The sequence below is a fragment of the Bradyrhizobium sp. HKCCYLS3070 genome (genome assembly GCF_051167575.1).
GTDB lineage: Bacteria > Pseudomonadota > Alphaproteobacteria > Rhizobiales > Xanthobacteraceae > Bradyrhizobium.
In genome coordinates this window covers 1-20,331 of the sequence record NZ_JBNPTI010000023.1, presented here as the reverse complement: position 1 = coordinate 20,331, position 20,331 = coordinate 1, and the positions used below count along the sequence as shown (strand labels likewise).

The following is a 20,331-nucleotide window of genomic DNA, read 5'->3' as shown; positions in this document are numbered from 1 at the left end:
GCAGGAAGGCCCAGGGCTAAGGCAGCATCAGTCACGGCTGGAACTCTCATGAGCTTGCGTAGCATCCCCTCCGACATGGCCCGCCACAAGGTCGCCGGGATCGACTCCCTGCTGGATCGCGTCGTTGCCGAGTACGGCGTGTTTCTGCCGCTCGCCATCGAGAGCGGCAGCCGCGCCTGGGGCTTTGCCTCGCCCGACAGCGACTATGATTGCCGTTTCGTCTATGTGCGGCGCGCCGCCGATCATATCAAGCCATGGCCGGTGCGCGACGTCATCGAGTTTCCGCTCGAAGATGATTACGACGCCAACGGCTGGGACCTGGCCAAGGCGGTACAGCTGCTGCTGAAGGGCAATGCGGTCATCATCGAATGGCTGCGGTCGCCGGTGGTGTATCGTGGCTCCGCTTGGTTTCGTGATGACTTTCTCGCCTTCGCCAGGAGCGTGGCGAGCCGCGATGCCGTGGCGCGGCACTATCTGCATCTCGGTGAACGGCAACGCCGCGCGTATTTCGGCGACGGCACGGAGGTTGCGCAGAAGAAGATCTTCTACGCGCTGCGGCCAGCCGCGACGCTGCGCTGGCTGCGCCTGCACCCAAGGGAAGCGGTGGCGCCGATGCATTTTCCGACCTTGATGGCGGAGTGCGATCCGCCCGCGGCCTTGCAGGCGGAGGTGGCCGAGCTGATGCAGCGGAAAGCCTCGACCCGCGAGCTCGGCATCGCACCGCTGCCGCCCGTGGTGGCCGCGTTCGTCGATGCCGAGTTCGAGCTGGCCCGGTCGGCCTTCAGCGAATGCCGCAGCAGTACGGCCGAGATGATGCAGCAGGCAGAGCACTTCTATCGGACCGTGGTCGAGCGTCTGGAACGCGAAACGCAGGCAGGAGAGGCGCAGGGCTCTGTGGCGTCGAACTCATCATGATGCCACCCGTTTTCCGATTTGCCCCCAGCCCCAACGGCTATCTGCATCTCGGCCACGCTTTTTCGGCGCTGTTGAACTTCCAATGCGCGCAGCGGAGCGGCGGCCGCTTGCTGCTGCGCATCGAGGACATCGATCCGACCCGCTGCCGCCCCGAGTTCGAGCAGGCGATCTATGAGGACCTCGCCTGGCTCGGCATCGCCTGGGAGCAGCCGGTGCGGCGGCAATCGGAGCACCTTGCCGAGTACCGCGCTGCGCTGGACCGGCTGCGGGGCATGGGGCTGGTCTATCCGAGCTTCGAGAGCCGGGCCGAGGCCGCGCGGATGGTCGCGCAACGGGATGCAGAGGGGGCTTGGCCGCGCGATCCGGATGGCGCGCCGCTCTATCCGGGGACGGCGACCTCGCTCTCCGAGGCGCGCCGTGCGGCACTGATGGCCAGCGGCGCGCCCTATGCCTTGCGGCTCGACATGGCCGCCGCGGTCGCGCGCGCCGGCCGGCCGGCCTGGGACGAGCATGGCGCCGGGCCTTCGGGCGAGAGTGGCAGGGTCGAAGCAAGGCCGGAGGCCTGGGGGGATGTGGTTCTGGCGCGCAAGGAGACGCCGACCAGTTATCACCTCTCCGTCGTGCTCGACGATGCCCTGCAGGGGGTGACCGAGGTGGTGCGTGGGCAGGACCTGTTTCATGCCACCAGCGTGCACCGGCTGCTGCAGGTCCTGCTCGGCCTGCCGGCTCCGGCCTATCGGCATCACCAACTGATTCGCGACGAGCAGGGCCACAAGCTGTCCAAGTCCTCCCGGGCGACGGGATTGCGCGCCTTGCGTGCGGAAGGCGTCTCGCCGGCGGAAATCCGACACAGGATCGGCATGGTCTAGCCGCGTCCTGCCGCAAGCCCTGATGTCTCCCCACGTTTCCGGCGGGGACAACCTCCGGGGCATCGTGACACCCGGAAACGACCGTGCCATGCTGCTCAATGGCGCGGGTAATCGGGAGCTTCAATCGAAAGCGGCACGACGAGACATGACAGTACAAGTGCCCCTTCGTTTTTCGGAGTTCATGTCACAGGGGCCATGATGAAGCGCGTTCGGAAGATGAGTACGGGGCGTCGGGCCCGACCGGCCAAGCCGGCTGCGCCCAGGTCCGCCGGCGCGTCCAGAGCGCCCGCGGAAAAGGCGCCCTCCAGGACGACATCCCCGAGGATGCCGTCGTCCGCAGCACAAGCGCCGAAGACACAAACGCAGAAGACCAGGGCCGCGAAGGCGGCGCCGGCCAAGGAGCGCACCAAGGCGCGACCGCTCAAGAAGCACGTTCCTCAGGTCACGGCGATGGCGGGGAGCCGGCGAAGCGCGGCCAAGTCCGGAGTGAGGAAGCCCGAGACCGCGAAGTCCGCGCCCAAGGCTGCCGCTGGATCACCAGGAGTCGTCGAAGCCGCGCTGGCGGTGTTCGCCCATGAAGTGCGCACGCCGCTGACTGGCATTCTCGCCATCAGCGACCTGCTCGCCACCTCCGAGCTTGGCGAGCGCGAGCGGCGCTGGGTCGATACGATCAAGGCCGGCGCGGAGCATCTGTCGAGCCTCGCCACCCTGTTCGTCGATGCCGCCAAGGACGAGACCACCGGCGCGCTGCCGCGTGAGGATCTGTTCGATCTGCGCGTGCTGGCGCGGGCCGCCGGAGACTCGCTGTCGGGCCGCGCCGCCGCCAAGGGGCTGGATGTCAAGGTCCACGTTTCCGACGACTTGCCGGGACTCGTGATCGGCGACCCCGTGCGGCTGCGCGCTGCGCTCGAGAACCTGATCGACAATGCGGTGAAGTTCACCGAGCAGGGGGGCGTGGCGCTGGAGGTCGTTCCGGCACGCCGCGGCGGTCGCGGCAAGCCGAGCAGGGGCGCAGGCCGAGGCGCGGGCAGGGGCAGCGCCGCGATCGCCTTCCACGTCTCGGATTCGGGCATCGGCCTGACCCTGAAGGAGATCAAGCGGCTGTTCCGGCCGTTCAGCCAAGCCAATGTTTCGATTGCCTCGCGCTTCGGCGGGGCCGGACTCGGACTGTCCTCGGTCCGGCAACTGGCGCGCGCCATGGGCGGCGATGTCGCAGTGGCGCCGCATGAAGGCGGCGGCACGACCTTCACCCTGACGGTGACGCTGACCGTTGCGGCTACACCGCACGCCACCGCCGGCGGATCGGAAGATGGTGTCGCCCTCGCGCCGACGCGGCCCCTGCGGATCCTCGGGGTGGAGGACAATCCGTTCGGCCGCGTGGTGCTCAACACCATCCTCAATGAACTCGGCCACCAGGCCGAGTTCATTGGCCGCGGCGAGGCGGCGCCGGAGCGGATCGCGGCCGGCAATTACGATGCGGTGCTGATGGACATGGTGCTGCCCGGCATCAACGGCGTCGAGGCGATTGCTCGCATTCGCAAGCTGGACGCGCCCCACGGGACCATCCCGATCATCGGCGTGTCCGGACGCGGCGAGGACGAGGCGGCCTCGCGGGCTGCCGGCGCGGACGCGTTCCTGCTCAAGCCCGTTTCGCCGCGGGCTCTAGCGACTGCGCTTCTTGGAGCGACACGCCGCGCGGCAGCCGCGACTTGATGATCGAAGCGTTCAATTCGCCGCCATACACGAAGATCGCGGCGATGAAATACAGGAACACCAGTGCGATGATCACCGATGCGAGCCCTGCATACATCGTGACGTAGTTGTTGGCGAAGCGCGCCAGGTACTGGCCGAACACGATCCCTGACACCAGCGAGGCGATGAAGGTGAAGACGATGCCGGGCAGGATCTGCATGAAGCTGCGCCGCCCCGCCGGCAGCCAGGCGTGCAGGATGAACAGCGCGACGACCAGCGCGCTGATGGTGATGCCGTAGCGCGTCAGGTTGACGAAGCGCTCGTTGGCTTCGACCGCCAGCGGCAGGTAGCGCCGGGCGGTGGCGAGCATCAGCGGGCCGAGCACGATCAGGAACGACATCGCCAGCGCCGTGAACGCGGCGACCAGGGTATAGCCGATCGATTCCAGCCGCAGCCAGTACCAGCGGCGCTGTTCGATCACGCCGTAGGCGCGGTTGAGCGCGACCCGCAGCGCCTCGACGCCGTTCGAGGCGAAGTAGACCGCGAGCACGGCGCCGATGGTCAGCGCATCGGTCCGGGTCGTGGTCAGCACGTCGTGGATCTCGCCGGTCAGCGCATCCGCCACCTGCGCCGGCCAAGTCTCGAGCATCAAGGTGGCGGCCTGGTCGGCCAGGTCCTTGGAGCCGAGAAAGCCGGCGAGCGAGGTCAGGACGATCAGGAAGGGAAACAGCGCCATCAGGGTCGACAGCGCGATATGGCTGGCGATCGCCCAGCCGTCGTCGGCGAGGAAGGTGTAGAACGCGTCCATGACGACGTGGAAGATGTAGCGAAGCGCCTTCACCTGTCCCTGCACTCCGCGAAAGAACGTGATTTGTACAATCCGATATTACGGGTCCAAAAGCCAGAAGTTGCAGCGCCGGCTGCGCGGATCCGCCATGGCGCTCTTGCGTTTGCGGTGTTATCTAGCACCGATGGCTTCACTTCTTGGTAAATTCATCCTTCCCATCGCCGTTGGCGCGGTCGCCCTGGTGCTGTTTCTCGGCCTCGTCAACATGACGCGCGGCGGCTCGCCGAACCTGTCGCAGAAGCTGATGCGCTGGCGGGTGATCCTGCAGTTCGTCGCGATCGTCGTTGCCATGGCGGCGATCTGGGCAATGGGGCGCTGAGACCGAGACGCCGAGGCGTCGAGAAACGGACGTTGAGAACGCAGCATGGTGGTCCTGAATCGCATCTACACACGGACAGGTGACGACGGTACGACCGCGCTCGGCAATGGCGAGCGGCGTCCCAAGTACGATCTGCGCGTCTCCGCCTATGGAACCGTTGACGAGACCAACGCTGCGATCGGCGTGGTCCGGCTGCATCTGGCCGATGCGCCCGAGATCGATGCGATGCTCGGCCTGATCCAGAACGATCTGTTCGACCTCGGCGCCGATCTCGCCGTGCCGCAGCGCGAGGGCAAGGCGGAGCGGCTGCGCGTCGTCGCGAGCCAGGTCGACCGCCTGGAGCGCGACATCGATACGCTGAACGAGCGGCTCTCGCCGCTGACGTCGTTCGTGCTGCCCGGAGGGACTGCGGCGGCGGCGCATCTGCATGTGGCGCGTACCATTTGCCGCAGGGCGGAACGGATCATGACGGAACTCGCCGGCAAGCCTGACGAGCCGGTCAGCGAGGCCGCTATTCGTTATATGAACCGGTTGTCGGATTTCCTGTTCGTGGCCAGCCGGGCGGCAAACCGGAACGGCGCCGGCGACGTGTTGTGGGTGCCGGGCCAAAACCGTTAACCCGCAAAACCGTTAACGCGGGGGCGTGCGGGCCTGCGTTTTTTCCCCCTCGCGCGTTGACCGGGGGGTACGGGGGCTTTAGGTTCCGCGCCCGAAAGGTCAACCCCGGACAATTTAGAGCGAAAGAGGATCGATGAAGGTTCTGGTGCCGGTCAAGCGGGTGGTCGATTACAACGTCAAGGTCCGCGTCAAGAGCGACGGATCGGGCGTTGAGCTCGCCAACGTCAAGATGTCGATGAATCCGTTCGACGAGATCGCCGTCGAGGAAGCGCTGCGGCTGAAGGAAGCCGGCAAGGCGACCGAGGTGGTGGTGGTCTCGATCGGGCCCGCGCAGGCGTCCGAGACGATCCGCACCGCGCTCGCGATGGGCGCCGACCGCGGCATCCTGGTCAAGGCCGAGGGCAACGTGGAACCGCTGGCGGTCGCGAAGATCCTCAAAGCCGTGGCGCAGGACGAGCAGCCGGGTCTGATCATCCTCGGCAAGCAGGCGATCGACGACGATTCCAACCAGACCGGCCAGATGCTGGCCGCGCTGCTGGGCTGGGCGCAGGCGACCTTCGCCTCCAAGCTCGAGGTCGAGGGCTCCGATTTCAAGGTCACCCGCGAGGTCGACGGCGGCCTGCAGACCGTGAAGCTCAAGGGGCCGGCGATCGTCACCACCGACCTTCGCCTCAACGAGCCGCGCTACGCGTCGCTGCCGAACATCATGAAGGCGAAGAAGAAGCCGATCGCCGAGAAGACGGCGGCCGACACCGGTGTCGATCTCACGCCGCGGCTCGAAGTGCTCAAGACCACCGAGCCGGCGGGCCGCAAGGCCGGCGTCAAGGTCAAGGACGTCGCCGAGCTCGTCAACAAACTCAAGACCGAGGCGGGGGTGCTCTGATGGCCACGCTGCTGATTGCCGAACACGACAATGCATCCATCAAGGACGCGACCAACAAGGCGCTGACGGCGGCGACAGCCCTCGGCGCCGATGTCGACGTGCTGGTCGCGGGCCAGGGCGCCAAGGCTGCGGCCGAAGCCGCCGCCAAGCTCGCCGGTGTCAAGAAGGTGCTGCTCGCCGATGATGCGGCCTACGCGCATGATCTCGCCGAGCCGCTCGCCGACCTCGTCGTCAAGCTCGCCGCGAACTACGACGCGATCGTCGCGCCCGCGACCTCGCGCTTCAAGAACGTGATGCCGCGCATCGCCGCTTTGCTCGACGTGATGCAGGTGTCGGAAATCATCAAGGTCGTCGCGCCCGACACGTTCGAGCGGCCGATCTATGCCGGCAACGCGATCCAGACCGTGAAGTCGAAGGACGCCAAGAAGGTCATCACCGTGCGCACCTCGACCTTCGCCGCCGCAGGCGAGGGCGGCAGCGCGTCGGTCGAGACCGTGGCGGCCGCCGGCGATCCGGCGCTGTCGACCTTCGTCGGCGAGGAGGTCGCCAAGAGCGATCGTCCCGAGCTGACCTCGGCCAAGATCATCGTCTCCGGCGGCCGCGCGATGCAGAGCCGCGAGAACTTCGCCAAGTACATCGAGCCGCTCGCCGACAAGCTCGGCGCCGGCGTCGGCGCCTCGCGCGCCGCGGTCGATGCCGGCTATGCGCCGAACGACTGGCAGGTCGGCCAGACCGGCAAGGTGGTCGCGCCGGAACTGTATGTCGCGGTCGGCATTTCAGGCGCCATTCAGCATCTGGCCGGCATGAAGGACTCCAAGGTGATCGTCGCGATCAACAAGGACGAGGACGCGCCGATCTTCCAGGTGGCCGATTACGGTTTGGTGGCCGATCTCTACCAGGCGGTTCCGGAGCTGACCGAGGCGCTCGGCAAGCTCGGCAAATAACGCTGCTGGCACCGGCCGCGTGGGACCGCGGCGGCCGGTGTTCTCACTTCCAAGGGCATGGGCGGGCGCAGCAGGCGTGCCGTTCGGGTGGATGACAACATGGCTCAGATCAACAAGCTCGGAGTGATCGGCGCAGGACAGATGGGCAACGGCATCGCGCACGTTGCCGCGCTGGCCGGCCTCGACGTGGTGCTCAACGACGTCACTGCCGACCGGTTGAAATCGGGCATGGCGACCATCAACGGCAATCTGACCCGCCAGGTCGCGAAGAAGGTGATCTCCGAGGACGCCCGCAACCAGGCGCTCGGCCATATCTCGATCAGCGAAACCCTCGATGGCCTCGCCGATTGCGATCTCGTCATCGAGACCGCGATCGAGAAGGAGGACGTCAAGCGCAAGATCTTCCACGATCTCTGCGCGGTGCTGAAGCCGGAGGCGATCATCGCCTCCAACACCTCGTCGATCTCGATCACCCGGCTCGCCGCCTGCACCGATCGCCCCGAGCGCTTCATCGGCATTCATTTCATGAACCCGGTTCCGCTGATGGAGCTGGTCGAGCTGATCCGCGGCATCGCCACCGACGACGCCACCTTCGAGGCGGCCAAGGAGTTCGTCGGCCGGCTCGGCAAGCAGGTCGCCGTTTCCGAGGACTTCCCGGCCTTCATCGTCAACCGCGTGCTGCTGCCGATGATCAACGAGGCGATCTACACGCTCTACGAGGGCGTGGGTAATGTCGAGGCGATCGATGCGGCGATGAAGCTCGGCGCGCATCACCCGATGGGGCCGCTCGAGCTGGCCGATTTCATCGGTCTGGATACCTGTCTGTCCATCATGCAGGTGCTGCACGAGGGGCTGGCGGATTCCAAATACCGGCCGTGCCCGCTGCTGGTGAAATATGTCGAGGCCGGCTGGCTCGGTCGCAAGACGCAGCGCGGCTTCTACGACTATCGTGGCCCCAAGCCGGTGCCGACCCGCTGATTTTACCGCCGCCGGGCTCGACCGATACGCTTCGTTAAGGCTCCTCGGTTAGCGTGCCGCTAGCGAGGTAAGCGCGTATGGACATGAGCTTGGTGGCTGCGGTCATGGCGCAGCAGGCGAGTGCGACACAGCAGCAGGTCGCCACGTCGGTGCTGAAGCAGAACCTGAACGCCCAGAAGGATGCGGTGCTGACGCTGCTCGGCGGCGCGCAGCAGACATTGTCGCTCGCCAATGCCGGCCCCGGCGTCGGCGGCAACCTCAACATCGCCGCCTGAGTTCTCCCGATTAGATTCCCGCGGCGGCCTTCGATGTCGCCGCCTGGATCAGCTTGACCGCGTCGGCGCTGTCCCACTCGGCGGGACCCGCGATGGTCGCGATCTCGCAGCCATTGCCGTCGACCAGCACCGAGGTCGGCATCCCCAGCGCGCGGCCGACCGCCTTCAGATCCTGGAACACCTTGGCCTTCGGGTCACTGAAATAGGTGAGCTGCGTCAGCTTGGCGTCGGCGAGGAACGTCTTCGGCTTCTCCGGGTCGCGGGTGTCGATGTTGACCGCGACCACCTGGAAGGCGTCGCTGCCGAGCTTGGCCTGCAGCCCGTCCAGCGCCGGCATCTCCTTGCGGCAGGGCACGCACCAGGTCGCCCACAGGTTCAATAGCACCGTCTTGCCGCGGAAATCCGACAGCTTCTTCGCTGCCCCCGTGCCGTCCTCGAAGGCGAGATCCGGCAGCCGCAGCGGCACTGTTGCCGCCGTCAGCGCCGCCACCTCGCCCTTGATCAGCGGTGCGATCCGCTTGGCGGTGTCGACCGCCGCCTGACAGGCCTGGTCGCCCGCCGGCCGTCCCTTCAGCAATCCGCCAAGGGTCACCGCCGCGATGCCGGCCACGGCGACCACCGCCACGGCACCGGCCGCGAGCAGCGTCCGCCGCGAGGATGCGGGGCGGGCAGGGGACGGGTCAGGCTTATCGTTTGTCATCTCGGGTCGGTTGCGGCTATCAGAGGCGCGAATTTCGGGATACCGGACGGTGTGTCCCATCCAGCGGCGGTCAGCAAGGTCTTGGAAGCGGTTCAGGCATGAGCAACACGATGTGGGGCGGACGGTTCTCGGAGCGTCCCGACGAGATCATGGAGGACATCAACGTCTCGATCGACGTCGATCGCCACCTTTACGCGCAGGATATCGCCGCTTCCAAGGCGCACGCCGCCATGCTCGCCGCCCAGGGCATCATCACCGCGGGTGATGCGAAAAATATGGCTAAGGGTCTAGACACGATTTTGTCAGAGATCACCAAGGGTTCGTTCGAGTTCAAGCGGGCCCTGGAAGACATCCATATGAATGTCGAGAGCCGGCTCTCCGAGCTGATCGGCCCCGCCGCCGGCCGCCTGCACACCGCGCGCTCGCGCAACGACCAGGTCGCGACCGACTTCCGCCTGTTCGTCCGCGACACCATCGACGACATCGACGCGGCGCTCGCCGCCTACCAGCACGCGCTCGCCACCCGCGCGCTCGAATACGCCGGCACGGTCATGCCCGGCTTCACCCATCTGCAGACCGCCCAGCCCGTCACCTTCGGCCACCATCTGCTCGCCTATGTCGAGATGGCCGGGCGCGACCGCGGCCGCTTCATCGATGCCCGCAAGCGGCTCAATGAATCGCCGCTGGGCGCCGCCGCGCTCGCCGGCACCTCGTTCCCGATCGACCGCCACGCCACCGCCGAGGCACTCGGCTTCGAGCGCCCGATGGCCAATTCGCTGGACGCCGTGTCCGACCGCGATTTCGTGCTGGAGACGTTGTCCGCCGCCTCGATCTGCGCCGTGCACCTGTCGCGCTTCGCCGAGGAGATCGTGATCTGGACCTCGCCGCTGGTCGGCCTGATCAAGCTGTCGGACAAGTTCACCACCGGCTCCTCGATCATGCCGCAGAAGCGCAACCCGGACGCCGCCGAGCTGGTGCGCGCCAAGACCGGCCGCGTCATCGGCGCGCTGAACGGGCTCTTGATCGTCATGAAGGGCCTGCCGCTCGCCTATCAGAAGGACATGCAGGAGGATAAGCAGGGCGCGATGGAGGCGTTCGCGGCGCTGTCGCTCGCCATCCGCGCCATGACCGGCATGGCGCTCGACCTCGTGCCGGACGAGGCCCGCATGAAGGCCGCAGCCGGCGAGGGCTACGCCACCGCGACCGACCTCGCCGACTGGCTGGTGCGCACCCTCAAGATGCCGTTCCGCGAGGCCCACCACGTCACGGGCCGGATCGTGGCCTTGGCCGCCAAGCAGGGCGTCGCCCTGCACGAGCTGCCGCTGAAGGCGATGCAGGAGGTCGAGCCGAAGATATCAGCCGAGGTGCTCGGCGTGCTCTCGGTCGAGTCCTCGGTGAAGAGCCGCACCAGCTACGGCGGCACCGCGCCGAAGAACGTGGCCGCGCAGGCCAAAGCCTGGCTGAAGCGGCTGGAAAAACAGCGAAAGTAGGGCTCCCGTTCGAAATTTGATCGGCCCGGCGTGGCACTCCCGCACTCGTCAGGCCGGTGCATTCTCTGTATGGTGCCGCCCGCATGGGGATTTCACACGTGAATCGCGCTCGCCGTCCAACCTCCGCCGCCCGGGTCCTGCTCGTCCTGGGCGCTTCAGCCCTTCTGCTGGCCGCCTGCGGCCGCAAGGGTCCGTTGGACCTGCCGGCCAACTCCCCGCCGGCGCCGCAGATGTCGGCCGCTCCCGCCGACACCGCGACGGATGCCGCCAACAAGCCCGGCCTGTTCAACTCCGGCTACGGCGCCGACGCCGCCCCCGCCGCCACCCGCGGCCAGAAGAAACCCTTCATCCTCGACCCGCTGCTCGACAGCAAATAGAGCTCGAACTCCCTCTCGATCAGCGGTCGGTGCCACCCTCCCCTGGAGGGGGAGGGTCCCCTCACGTTGAGCGCAGCGAAACGCGAGGCGGGGTGGGGTGATCTCTCCACGCGCACCGTCCTCGCGGCTTCACCCCACCCCGCTCGCCCGCTTCGCGTGCGATCGACCCTCCCCCTCCAGGGGAGGGTGGCAGCGCGGGTTTGACAATCCACCCCATTTCCCGGCAATTCGCCGCCACAATCAACCTTCTCGCGGCCCCGTGCGCGGACCTGACCCATGAACCACTTCGACTACCGCGACGGCGTGCTGCACGCCGAGGCCGTCAATCTCGCCGAGCTCGCCGCCACCGTCGGCACCCCGTTCTACTGCTACTCCACCGCCACGCTGGAGCGGCACTACCGCGTGTTCGCGGACGCCTTCGCCGGCCAGGACGTGCTGATCTGCTACGCGATGAAGGCCAACTCCAACCAGTCGGTGCTGCGCACGCTCGCCAAGCTCGGCGCCGGCGCCGACGTCGTCTCCGGCGGCGAGCTGAAGCGCGCGCTGGCGGCCGGCATCCCCTCGCGCAAGATCGTGTTCTCCGGCGTCGGCAAGACCGAGGCCGAGCTGCGCGCCGCGCTCGCGGCCGACATCCACTGCCTCAACATCGAATCCGAGCCCGAGCTCGATCTGCTGGCGCGCCTCGCGGTCGAGACCGGCCACACCGCCCGCATCTCCGTGCGCGTCAACCCGGATGTCGATGCCGGCACCCACGCCAAGATCTCGACCGGCAAGTCGGAGAACAAGTTCGGCATCCCGCTGGAGCACGCGCGCCGCGTCTACGCCCGCGCGGCGAAGATGCAGGGCATCAAGGTCACCGGCGTCGACGTCCATATCGGCAGCCAGATCACCGATCTCGGCCCGATGGAGACGGCGTTCCGCATCCTCGCCGACTTCGTGCAGACGCTGCGCGCCGACGGCCACGACATCTCCCATGTCGATTTCGGCGGCGGCCTCGGCATCCCCTATCACATGGACCGCGCGGTGCCGCCGGAGCCCGCCGCCTATGCCGCGATGGTCAAGCGCGTCTCGCACAATCTCGGCTGCACCCTGATGTTCGAGCCCGGCCGCATGATCGTCGGCAATGCCGGCATCCTCGTCGCCAAGGTGATCTACGTGAAGCACGGCGAGGCCAAGAACTTCGTCATCATCGACGCCGCGATGAACGACCTGATCCGCCCGACCTTGTACGAGGCGCATCACGACATCCTGCCGGTGGTCCAGCCCGCGCCCGGTGCGCCGTCGTTCACAGCCGACGTCGTCGGCCCGGTCTGCGAAAGCGGCGACTACCTCGCGCTCGACCGCACGCTGCCCGAGCCTGCGCCCGGCGACCTCCTCGCCATCATGACATCAGGCGCCTACGGCGCCGTCCAGGCCTGCACCTACAACACCCGCGCGCTGGTGCCCGAGGTGCTGGTCAAGGGCGACCAGGCCGCCGTGATCCGCCCGCGGATCGAGGTGGAGCAGCTGATCGCGATGGATACGCCGGCGCCGTGGCTGTGAGGGGCAAATCTTTGTAGATTGGCGGTTCGTCGATCTACCGCCTCCGCGCAGCGCTCTTCGTGCGGCGTCACGGCAACCGGGAAATAGCGGGATGAGTCTTGACCATGCCCTGGTTCGAGAGCTGCGCAAGGCAGCCGAGGCCGGTGCTCCCGCATCGCAGCTTGTGTTGATGGTTGGTCGCCACCTGGATGCCCTCGATACCAACTTTCGTCTGTACGCGATTGCTTATATGCGGGAAGCGTTCTTTCTATCAGTGCGCGAGGCTAGCACGGTCGGGGCGCTTTCGATTTTCCCGGACGGGAATTCATCTGCGGAGCAGATCGATGACGAGATGAGGCCGATTCTCAACGCGACACGACCGAGATGGGTGTCGCAATAGGAGCGAGCGTCGCGCTCCGCCAGCCCGAAGTCACTCAACTATCCCCTCACTTCACCATCAGGACACCCCCATGAGCATTCGCGTCGGCATTGTCGGGATCAGCGGCTTTGGCGGCGGCGAGGCGATGCGCCTGGTCGCGGGGCATCCGGCGTTCGAGCTGGTCTACGCCGCGGGCGAGGGCAGCGCCGGCCAGCGGCTGGCGGAGCGCTTCCCCGGCGTGCCGGCCAGGCTCGCCGATCTCGTGATCGAGAAGTGGGACCCCGCGCGCCTGCCGCAGCTCGACGTGCTGTTCGCCTCGCTCCCCACCGGCGCCTCGCGGGAGGCGCTGGCGCGCGTGCCAAGCAGCGTGAAGATCGTCGACATCGGCGGCGACCACCGCTACGTCGACGGCTGGACCTACGGCCTCGCCGACGTCTGGCCCAGGGAGATCGCAGGCAAGACCCGCATCGCCAATCCCGGCTGCTTCCCGGCGGCGGCGCTGACGCCGCTGGCGCCGCTGCTCGCCGACAAACTGATTTCGCCCGACAACATCGTGATCGACGCCAAGACCGGCATCTCGGGCGCCGGCCGCGGCGGCGACAGCAAATTCGGCTATGCCGAGAGCAACGAGAACCTGATCCCCTACGGCCTGCTCCGGCACGTCCACATGCCCGAGATCGAAAGCACCATCGCGCGGATCAGCGGCGGCAGCGCCGCCGGCCTCGTGTTCACGCCGCATCTGGTGCCGATGACCCGCGGCATCCTCGCCACCATCTACGCCCGCGGCCGCGCCACGACGGCGCAGTGCCTCGACGCCGCCCACCGCTTCTACGCCGACAGCGCCTTCGTCCGTGTCACCGACAAGCCGCCGCAGACCAAATGGGCCACCGGCTCCAACCTCGCCTTCGTCAGCTACGCCGCCGACCCCGAGCGCAACCTGGTGATCGCGCTCGGCGTCGTCGACAATCTCGGCAAGGGCGCAGCCGGGCAGGCGGTGCAGAACGCGAATTTGATGTGCGGGCTGGAGGAGACGGCGGGACTGGAGGGGGCGCCGGTCTGGCCGTGAGGTCGGCCGCGATTGTCACAGCAGCGGGAGACGGCACGGGTGATCAAACGGCGTCTCTCCTTAGCGTTTGATCCGGTGCACCGTCACCGTGGTCCCCACTCAGAAGCCCGTCGAGAGCGCGACCTCGCGCCATCGGGCGATGATGGCGGCGTCGGAGGCGTGCTTCGCCTCGATCGCCGCGACGGTGTCGGCCCCCAGTGGTAACCGCACCGGCGGATCGGGCTCGCCGGCGAAGTCGACGAGCACCCGCGCGAGCTTGTCGGGATCGCCGGGCTGGGCGCCGTTGACGGTGCCGGCGTTCGCGCGGACCCGACCTGCCGTCGCGCTGTAATCGGGGATCACGATGCGGCTGACCTTCAGCGACGAGGCGTCCATGAAGTCGGTCCGGAAGTAGCCCGGCTCGATCGCCGTCACATGGATGCCGAGCGGCTTGAGCTCGGCGCGCATCGCCTCCGACAACGCCTCGACGGCGAACTTGGTCGCGCCATAGACGCCGAAGCCGGCCGAGCCGCGATAGCCGCCGATCGACGAGATGTTGAGGATGCGGCCGGACCGTGCCTTGCGCATGTGGGGCAGAATGGCGCGGGTGACGGCCAGGAGTCCGAACACGTTGGTGCGGAAGACGGCCTCGATCTCCTCTTGGCTGGTTTCCTCGACCGCGCCCATCAGGCCGAAGCCGGCGTTGTTGAGGAGCACGTCGATCCTGCCGAAGCGGTCGATCGCCGCCTGCGCCGCCGCGACCGCCTCGCTCTCCCTGGTCACGTCGAGCGCGAGGGCCAGGAGGTCGGGATGCGCCCCGATGCGATCGACGATCGCCGTCGGATTGCGGGCGGTCGCCACGACGGCGTCGCCTCTGTCCAGCGCCTGCTGCGCGACCAGCGCGCCGAAGCCGCGCGAGGCCCCTGTGATGAACCAGACTCTCATCGGACTATTCCTCGATATTGCCGTTGCGTGTGAGGCTCGCGGGTCGCGCCGGCTCATGCCGCCGCGATGTCGATGGCGATCTTGCCGGTGCCGCCCGTCTTGAGCGCGTCATAGGCCGCACCGACGTCCTCGAGGGCGAACCGGCGCGAGTCGAGCAGCGGCGTGAGCTTGCCGGCTTCCACCAGCTGTGCGGCCTGGGCGAGGATCTCGCCGTGATGCCGCCGTCCCTTGCCGTCGAGCAGCGGCAGCAGCGTGAAGACGCCGGAATAGGTGCCGCCCTTGAACGACAGCGGCGCCAGCGGATGGGTACCCCAGCCCAGCGACGAGGTGACATGGCCGAACCGCGCGACCGCGGCGAAGGCTGTGTCGAGCGCGCCGACCGTGTCGTAGACGATGTCGAAGCCGCGGCCCGCCGTGATGCGCTCGACGGCGTCGGCGATCGGTTCGTTGCGGTCGATGAAAACAGCGCCCAGGCGCTCGATCACCGGCCGGCTCTCTGGACGTCCCGTTGCGAAAACCGTTGCGCCGAAGGCGAGGCCGAGCTGGACGACGATGTGACCGACACCGCCGGCGCCGCCCAGGACGAGCAGCGTCTGTCCCGGCCGGATGCCGACGCGATCGACCAGACCTTCCCAGGCCGTGATCGTCACCAGCGGCAGGACGGCCGCCTCGCGCAAGCTGAGGTTCGCCGGCTTGGCCGCGAGCAGATCCGCGTCGGCGCTGACATATTCGGCCAGCGTTCCCGGGTGGCCGCCGACTCCGCCGACCATGCCGTAGACCTCGTCGCCCGGACGAAACCGGGTGACGCCTTCGCCCGTGGCCTCGACCGTGCCGGCCATGTCCAGGCCGAGGATGGCGGGGGCCGGGTGCCTGGCATGGGCGGCCTGGCCGGCGTGGATCTTGGCGTCGAGCGGGTTGGTGCCCGCCGCGGCGATGCGGACGAGGACCTCGCCGGGTCCCGGCGCGGGGCGGCTGATCGGGGTGACGCGCAGCGGCGCGCCGGTTTCGTGGAGAATGGCAGCCTTCATCGAGATGGTCATGGCGACCTCCTGTTGTGATGGCGGCATCATCGGCCGTCGTGCCATGAATGGACATCATCGAGTTCGTATGTAATCCATTCAGTTTTGAATGGGCGTCTCGTGTCCGTCGCCCCCGTCGTCGAAAGGCCTCGCATGGAGTGGAGCGACCTGCGGATCTTCCTCGCCATCGCGCGCGAGGGCACGCTCGGCGCGGCCGCGCGCCGGCTCGGCCTGTCTCAGCCGACCATGGGACGCCGCCTGGCGGCGCTCGAAGCGGCCGTGAGCCAGACGCTGTTTCAGCGCACGGCCGAAGGCTTCGTGCTGACTCACGAGGGCACGGCGGTGTTGGCCCACGCCGAGCGGATGGAGGAGGAGGCGCTCGCGTTCGAGCGGCGCCTGGCGGGCGCGCAGGCGCAGCTCGACGGTTTTCTCAGGATCTCGTCGTCGGATTGGTTCGGCCGCCTGATGCTGACGCCGGTTCTGGCCGAATTCGGCCGGCTGCACCCGCGCGTCTGTGTCGAGCTCTTGACCGACGCGCGGCTCTACAGTCTTCCCCGCCGCGAGGCCGATCTCGTGTTTCGCATCCGCGCGTTCGACGAGCCGGAGGTGATCTCGCGCCGGCTCCTGCACATCCCCTATGCCGTGTACGGCCCGCTCGACGGCCCGCAGGCCGTCGAGGGCGATGGCCAGGGGATCAGGGTCGTCACCATGGACACGGCCTTCGCCGACATGCCCGATGCGCGCTGGCTGGCGAAGCGACTGCCGAAGGCCGAGGTCGCGATGCGCAGCAACAACCGCGACGTTCAGGCCATGCTATCAGCGCAAGGCGCGGGGCTCGCCGTGCTGCCCCGGCCGCTCGGCGACGCGACGCCGGGCCTGCGGCCCGTCGACATCGGCGAGCAGCCGCCGGGGCGCGACACCTATGTCGGCTATCACCGCGATCTGCGCCGGCTCGCCCGGCTGCGGGCGCTGCTCGACCTCGTCATCTCGCAACTGGCGTCCGCGTGAGATGCGTTTGAAACTGCGGCGCTCTCGATCTCGTCGGCGCTCCGGATCTCGTCCCCCGCGTGCCTCGAGTTTTGTGCAGTGGCACCGTAATCCAAAAGCACATTGCGGTTCGATTGAACCGCTATTCTCTTGCGATTATTTCCCCCGAAGACGGTCCGTTCGGACGCAAAGAAATAGTGCGCCGCACTAAACTTATTAGTCGCTTGATTTGTAGCTCGCGCAGCTCTAGTTAAAGTTGAATTTCGAAATCGAAGGTTCCCCGTTGTCCAACTCAGAATTGATGCGATTGCAAAATCGGGTTAGAGGTCATTTAGCCGCCGCAAAAAATAGGTCCCCCGGCGCTCAGACTTCGTTGTCTAAAACGCGAATGAAAATAAGGCGGGTTCTCGCTGATGGTCGAAGATTGCTTGATCAACCGGTTTACTCCGACTTCTTCGAGTGGACGCGGAGCCTGATAAACTCGCAATTGGCCTCTCTCTCCACCGCGCCACTATTGTATGAAGAGTTTGGATTTCTTCCGAAGCGAAGCCCAAGGTCGCTTCGCGACGAGCTTCTATTTGCGGCTCTGCATATTGGCGGTACCGCAAAAGAAATCTCAGAACAAATAAGGGTTCATCGCGTATTCGAAGCGGCTGTTTGGGCCGATCAAACCGATATGCTCGAAAGCATCTTAGGGGAAATCGAGAAGCGCTTCGGGCATTCGCTTTGGTTGATAGAGGCAACGATTGCTACGAAGCAATATGTATCCGGACTGGAATCTCAAAAGCGTTTTGCAGAGCGGATTGGAAGTATCTCCAGGCGGCGGCAAGCCGAATATTATTCCTACTATCTCAGCGTTCGAAATGAACCAAACGCTACGCCGGCTCGATTTGCAGAGGAATTTGAAAGCATCATAAGGAAAACGAAATACTCTGCGTCAGTAAAAATATACCTGCTATTTAAAATAGCGGGGCTGATGCCGGTCAATCTCGCTCGACTTGCCGATTTGCTAATGGTTGAGCACGGTAGCGCTGACATCGATCTGTATGAAACGTTCTTGGTCGTGTGCCAGGAGATCGTATCCAAGGCTCCATCAGCGGATCTTGTCAGTCTTGTAGGATCTCTCGTAGGGGATCTCGCCAAGAGGGTTGACGATTTCCGTCTCCGCCAGATTCTATTAGTCACAGGCGAAAACAAGTCGGTCGAAGGTGAGGAGCAGGCTAAGATTTTGGGAAGCGATCTCATGCTTGCGGGTAGACTTGGAGAGGCGCTGCGCGTCAATCGCGACTCGCTCCGAAAGGGAAAGCTTAATTCGAACGACTTAATATCGATCGCAACAGTCAGGGCTGCCTCTAAGCTTGAATTGAGCCTCAGCGGTGGGAAGCTGATGCTCGGTCATCAAACTCGAAATCTCGCTGTCTTGTTACGTAAGGGTAGCGAATATGAAAGAGCTAACGCAGATCTGCAAAAGTTTGCGGTCAATTGGTCGTTTCTGCCCTCCGTCCGCGCCATTTCCGCCTTCGTGCTATGGGATTCGAGGTCTCTGAACGACCGAGCGTTATCGTGGTCGCTTAAGCGGTTGCTCAATTCCGCTTCGAATGATCCTCGCTCTCTGTTGGGCATATTCGACCTCGTTAAGGTTGGAAACGATCAAGTCAAGCAATTGATAGATGGAAGAAGCGGGCTAACGATTGAGTATTTAGGCTACTTGCTGGGTGATCGAACTGGCATCAGCAAAAACCTGGATCCTTACCTTAGTATAGCGCTCGCTCATATTGATAGGATCAACGATCCAGCGTCTCGCGAGTGGCCTAGTATCTGGTCTGAAATAAAAGAAAGTAAGCTTCCGGATTTTGTTGAGAACCGTTGTGCGCTTCATCTCGTCAATCGGTTGCTGGAAACCGATGAGCTAGGCATGGTTGCCGATGTTATAGTGGACTTGGTGCTCTTGAAGGGGCTGTCATCACAGGTTTTGCCCCTCCGAGAGCTCGCGGCAGGTGATACGTGGCGACGACTTAGGCAATACAGTGCAAATATAGCAATTCCTATTGTCATTGATCTCATCTGGAGGGTTACTGGTGATGACAGGGACTCGACCGCTAAGCGTTTCGCCGTTCAGAAATTCCTGGCAGCACATTCGTTGGCGGTCCCGTCTCAGATAGCTCAGGCTGCGGGCGATGTCGGTCCAGAGAGGATAGTTTATTTTCTTCAGTCGGTATGCACTGCAACCGTTCTGGACATGTTGCCAACGCTTTCGAGCTCTCAGATAGTGGAGGACGAGCGGGTAAATATTTGTCGAGCTCTGTCGGAGCTCGATCCAAAAAATAGTGATTTGTATCAAGATGAGATATTTGTATCCGAACATCAGAGAGTCGTTAAGAGCGGTCTACGCGTCGTCGACAGCAGTCGAATACATGTCGATCAGGATGCATTGGTATTTTGGGCGTCGAGAGAGCTTGGAGAGACGTTTCGTAGATATTGCGATCTTGTAAAGGCAGGTGTCGGCGTAGCGGACAATTACGATACTCTCATGCGAGGATTCTTCAAGGCAGACGAGTTCAACAAGGCGTACTTTGAGATTCCTAAGAGTGAGGCAGACGATATTCTTATTCGTATGGTGTCCCAGATCTCCGATCGATTTATTAATGACAGTAGTTACGGGTTGGACAGTTATCTAAGCAAGCGCGTTCGCCATGAATCGTTGACTAGCTATTTGCGTAACCCTCTTGAGCGAAAGTCATTGATTACCCAAATAGACTCAAGGACTGGAAGGTATGAGAAGAACACTCGTTGGACTGAGGTGAGTGAAGAGTGTCCAATTGAAGTAAGCTTGGAGTTGGAGGCGTATCTAAACGAATTTTCCGAAAGTTTCGATAGGATATTGGTCGCCCTTAGAGCTGAGGACTTTCACATTCGCTCGAAGGAGCATCCGGGCGGTTTGTTCGAATTCACGCTCACGGCGCCCATGCTGCATCTGCTACGCAGTGTGGTGCAGCAGCGACTAGAAGTGGAAGACTTCGCGCGCACTTGTCTTGCGCTCTTTTGGGTGACACTTAATCCGTCGCTGGAGCGAGCCCGAGAAAGACTGCGTGTAGATACTAAGTCGAAGATTGCGACGCTCTTTGAGCAGCTGAGAGCTAAGATCTACCCTCTGATGGCCGAGTGCCCCGCTGTTGCGGAACTGAGTGCGGCTATTGGGGACGCGTCGGCTACTATCCAGGCGGAAATCGAGAGCGTGTCTGAATGGTTCGTGCGACAAGAAGTTGGGCAAGGGATGCACAGATATACCCTTGAGCAGGCCGTAGAGATTGCGTCTGAATCTGCTTTGCGCGGAATGAGAAATTTCGAGCCGGAAATTCATATCGCAAGTACCGGTGACGTATTAATTGCCGCCAGCGAATTGGTTGTAATAGCAGATGTCATACGGGTCGCGTTGGGTAACGTCAAAGCTTGACCTTGCCCCCTGGGCTTAATCCAGTTTTGAGTTCGTTCTGGCCCACGACAAGGACCAGGACATGAAGCGCAGCC

General features: G+C 64.7%; 20 protein-coding genes. 16 read left to right on the top strand and 4 right to left on the bottom strand.

Features of this window, described 5'->3' with window-relative positions; all coding sequences use genetic code 11:
- The first annotated feature begins 48 nt into the window (after positions 1–48).
- The 3 genes from ACQR03_RS32715 (at position 49) to ACQR03_RS32705 (ending at position 3,497) form a co-directional block, all read left to right on the top strand.
- Positions 49–915: a nucleotidyltransferase domain-containing protein gene (locus ACQR03_RS32715; RefSeq protein ID WP_316186177.1), complete on the top strand. Its 867-nt coding sequence runs from the start codon at positions 49–51 to the stop codon at positions 913–915.
- Positions 915–1,784: a tRNA glutamyl-Q(34) synthetase GluQRS gene (gene gluQRS, locus ACQR03_RS32710; protein ID WP_434842363.1), complete on the top strand. Its 870-nt coding sequence runs from the start codon at positions 915–917 to the stop codon at positions 1,782–1,784. Before ACQR03_RS32715 ends, gluQRS begins: the two co-directional genes overlap by 1 nt.
- 558 nt (positions 1,785–2,342) lie before the next feature.
- On the top strand, positions 2,343–3,497 hold the full coding sequence (locus ACQR03_RS32705; protein ID WP_409999241.1) for an ATP-binding protein: 1,155 nt from the start codon (positions 2,343–2,345) through the stop codon (positions 3,495–3,497).
- Here the strand turns inward: ACQR03_RS32705 and ACQR03_RS32700 are convergent.
- Complete coding sequence (locus tag ACQR03_RS32700; RefSeq protein ID WP_315718152.1) at positions 3,424–4,317, bottom strand: YihY/virulence factor BrkB family protein; 894 nt, start codon at positions 4,315–4,317, stop codon at positions 3,424–3,426. The genes ACQR03_RS32705 and ACQR03_RS32700 overlap by 74 nt on opposite strands.
- A 130-nt stretch (positions 4,318–4,447) precedes the next feature.
- Here ACQR03_RS32700 and ACQR03_RS32695 point away from each other — a divergent pair, with 130 nt between their 5' ends.
- The 6 genes from ACQR03_RS32695 to ACQR03_RS32670 all read left to right on the top strand — a co-directional run bounded on the left by ACQR03_RS32695 (position 4,448) and on the right by ACQR03_RS32670 (position 8,340).
- The gene (locus tag ACQR03_RS32695; protein WP_315718162.1) at positions 4,448–4,642 is read left to right on the top strand and encodes a twin transmembrane helix small protein; all 195 of its coding nucleotides are present in this window, start codon (positions 4,448–4,450) and stop codon (positions 4,640–4,642) included.
- A 45-nt stretch (positions 4,643–4,687) separates the two neighbouring features.
- Complete coding sequence (locus ACQR03_RS32690; RefSeq protein WP_315736202.1) at positions 4,688–5,260, top strand: cob(I)yrinic acid a,c-diamide adenosyltransferase; 573 nt, start codon at positions 4,688–4,690, stop codon at positions 5,258–5,260.
- 133 nt (positions 5,261–5,393) lie between these two features.
- Positions 5,394–6,143, top strand: coding sequence for an electron transfer flavoprotein subunit beta/FixA family protein (locus ACQR03_RS32685; protein ID WP_315718150.1), 750 nt, complete (start codon positions 5,394–5,396; stop codon positions 6,141–6,143).
- Positions 6,143–7,087, top strand: coding sequence for an electron transfer flavoprotein subunit alpha/FixB family protein (locus ACQR03_RS32680; protein WP_315718148.1), 945 nt, complete (start codon positions 6,143–6,145; stop codon positions 7,085–7,087). Before ACQR03_RS32685 ends, ACQR03_RS32680 begins: the two co-directional genes overlap by 1 nt.
- Before the next feature lie 99 nt (positions 7,088–7,186).
- Positions 7,187–8,065, top strand: coding sequence for a 3-hydroxybutyryl-CoA dehydrogenase (locus tag ACQR03_RS32675; protein ID WP_315718147.1), 879 nt, complete (start codon positions 7,187–7,189; stop codon positions 8,063–8,065).
- A 77-nt stretch (positions 8,066–8,142) separates the two neighbouring features.
- Positions 8,143–8,340 carry a putative motility protein gene (locus ACQR03_RS32670; RefSeq protein ID WP_315718145.1) on the top strand — a complete coding sequence of 66 codons (198 nt, stop codon included), beginning with the start codon at positions 8,143–8,145 and terminating at the stop codon, positions 8,338–8,340.
- 10 nt (positions 8,341–8,350) lie between these two features.
- Here ACQR03_RS32670 and tlpA read toward each other — a convergent pair whose 3' ends face one another.
- Positions 8,351–9,040, bottom strand: a complete 690-nt coding sequence (tlpA, locus tag ACQR03_RS32665) for a thiol:disulfide interchange protein TlpA (protein WP_434842352.1) — start codon at positions 9,038–9,040, stop codon at positions 8,351–8,353.
- A 98-nt stretch (positions 9,041–9,138) separates the two neighbouring features.
- Here tlpA and argH point away from each other — a divergent pair, with 98 nt between their 5' ends.
- The 5 genes from argH to argC all read left to right on the top strand — a co-directional run bounded on the left by argH (position 9,139) and on the right by argC (position 13,873).
- A complete protein-coding gene (argH, locus tag ACQR03_RS32660; RefSeq protein WP_316202570.1) occupies positions 9,139–10,530 on the top strand; it encodes an argininosuccinate lyase in 1,392 nt (463 codons plus the stop codon).
- Positions 10,531–10,613: 83 nt separating this feature from the next.
- Positions 10,614–10,907, top strand: a complete 294-nt coding sequence (lptM, locus tag ACQR03_RS32655) for an LPS translocon maturation chaperone LptM (RefSeq protein WP_315718142.1) — start codon at positions 10,614–10,616, stop codon at positions 10,905–10,907.
- Between the two features lie 276 nt (positions 10,908–11,183).
- Positions 11,184–12,449 (top strand): diaminopimelate decarboxylase, encoded by a 1,266-nt coding sequence (gene lysA, locus ACQR03_RS32650; RefSeq protein ID WP_434842351.1) that lies wholly within the window; start codon positions 11,184–11,186, stop codon positions 12,447–12,449.
- Between the two features lie 91 nt (positions 12,450–12,540).
- Positions 12,541–12,828, top strand: coding sequence for a hypothetical protein (locus ACQR03_RS32645; protein WP_316173137.1), 288 nt, complete (start codon positions 12,541–12,543; stop codon positions 12,826–12,828).
- A 70-nt stretch (positions 12,829–12,898) separates the two neighbouring features.
- Positions 12,899–13,873 (top strand): N-acetyl-gamma-glutamyl-phosphate reductase, encoded by a 975-nt coding sequence (argC, locus tag ACQR03_RS32640; RefSeq protein ID WP_434842350.1) that lies wholly within the window; start codon positions 12,899–12,901, stop codon positions 13,871–13,873.
- A 99-nt stretch (positions 13,874–13,972) separates the two neighbouring features.
- Here the strand turns inward: argC and ACQR03_RS32635 are convergent, their stop codons facing one another.
- Both ACQR03_RS32635 and ACQR03_RS32630 read right to left on the bottom strand, forming a co-directional pair.
- Positions 13,973–14,797 (bottom strand): SDR family NAD(P)-dependent oxidoreductase, encoded by an 825-nt coding sequence (locus ACQR03_RS32635; RefSeq protein ID WP_316173135.1) that lies wholly within the window; start codon positions 14,795–14,797, stop codon positions 13,973–13,975.
- A 53-nt stretch (positions 14,798–14,850) separates the two neighbouring features.
- Entirely contained in the window at positions 14,851–15,837 is a 987-nt protein-coding gene (locus ACQR03_RS32630) for an alcohol dehydrogenase catalytic domain-containing protein (protein WP_434842349.1), read from the bottom strand.
- 132 nt (positions 15,838–15,969) lie between these two features.
- Between ACQR03_RS32630 and ACQR03_RS32625 the strand changes: the two genes are divergently transcribed.
- Both ACQR03_RS32625 and ACQR03_RS32620 read left to right on the top strand, forming a co-directional pair.
- The gene (locus tag ACQR03_RS32625) at positions 15,970–16,824 is read left to right on the top strand and encodes a LysR family transcriptional regulator (protein WP_041751260.1); all 855 of its coding nucleotides are present in this window, start codon (positions 15,970–15,972) and stop codon (positions 16,822–16,824) included.
- 493 nt (positions 16,825–17,317) lie between these two features.
- On the top strand, positions 17,318–20,257 hold the full coding sequence (locus ACQR03_RS32620) for a hypothetical protein (RefSeq protein ID WP_434842348.1): 2,940 nt from the start codon (positions 17,318–17,320) through the stop codon (positions 20,255–20,257).
- Positions 20,258–20,331: the final 74 nt, after the last annotated feature.

Coding starts and splice junctions, on each gene's coding strand:
- ACQR03_RS32695 (WP_315718162.1), top strand. CDS start 4,448: ATGGCTTCACTTCTTGGTAAATTCATCCTTCCCATCGCCGTTGGCGCG.
- lysA (WP_434842351.1), top strand. CDS start 11,184: ATGAACCACTTCGACTACCGCGACGGCGTGCTGCACGCCGAGGCCGTC.
- ACQR03_RS32715 (WP_316186177.1), top strand. CDS start 49: ATGAGCTTGCGTAGCATCCCCTCCGACATGGCCCGCCACAAGGTCGCC.
- ACQR03_RS32625 (WP_041751260.1), top strand. CDS start 15,970: ATGGAGTGGAGCGACCTGCGGATCTTCCTCGCCATCGCGCGCGAGGGC.
- gluQRS (WP_434842363.1), top strand. CDS start 915: ATGCCACCCGTTTTCCGATTTGCCCCCAGCCCCAACGGCTATCTGCAT.
- ACQR03_RS32690 (WP_315736202.1), top strand. CDS start 4,688: ATGGTGGTCCTGAATCGCATCTACACACGGACAGGTGACGACGGTACG.
- ACQR03_RS32670 (WP_315718145.1), top strand. CDS start 8,143: ATGGACATGAGCTTGGTGGCTGCGGTCATGGCGCAGCAGGCGAGTGCG.
- ACQR03_RS32635 (WP_316173135.1), bottom strand. CDS start 14,797: ATGAGAGTCTGGTTCATCACAGGGGCCTCGCGCGGCTTCGGCGCGCTG.
- ACQR03_RS32645 (WP_316173137.1), top strand. CDS start 12,541: ATGAGTCTTGACCATGCCCTGGTTCGAGAGCTGCGCAAGGCAGCCGAG.
- ACQR03_RS32630 (WP_434842349.1), bottom strand. CDS start 15,837: ATGACCATCTCGATGAAGGCTGCCATTCTCCACGAAACCGGCGCGCCG.
- ACQR03_RS32680 (WP_315718148.1), top strand. CDS start 6,143: ATGGCCACGCTGCTGATTGCCGAACACGACAATGCATCCATCAAGGAC.
- argC (WP_434842350.1), top strand. CDS start 12,899: ATGAGCATTCGCGTCGGCATTGTCGGGATCAGCGGCTTTGGCGGCGGC.
- ACQR03_RS32685 (WP_315718150.1), top strand. CDS start 5,394: ATGAAGGTTCTGGTGCCGGTCAAGCGGGTGGTCGATTACAACGTCAAG.
- argH (WP_316202570.1), top strand. CDS start 9,139: ATGAGCAACACGATGTGGGGCGGACGGTTCTCGGAGCGTCCCGACGAG.
- lptM (WP_315718142.1), top strand. CDS start 10,614: ATGGGGATTTCACACGTGAATCGCGCTCGCCGTCCAACCTCCGCCGCC.
- tlpA (WP_434842352.1), bottom strand. CDS start 9,040: ATGACAAACGATAAGCCTGACCCGTCCCCTGCCCGCCCCGCATCCTCG.
- ACQR03_RS32675 (WP_315718147.1), top strand. CDS start 7,187: ATGGCTCAGATCAACAAGCTCGGAGTGATCGGCGCAGGACAGATGGGC.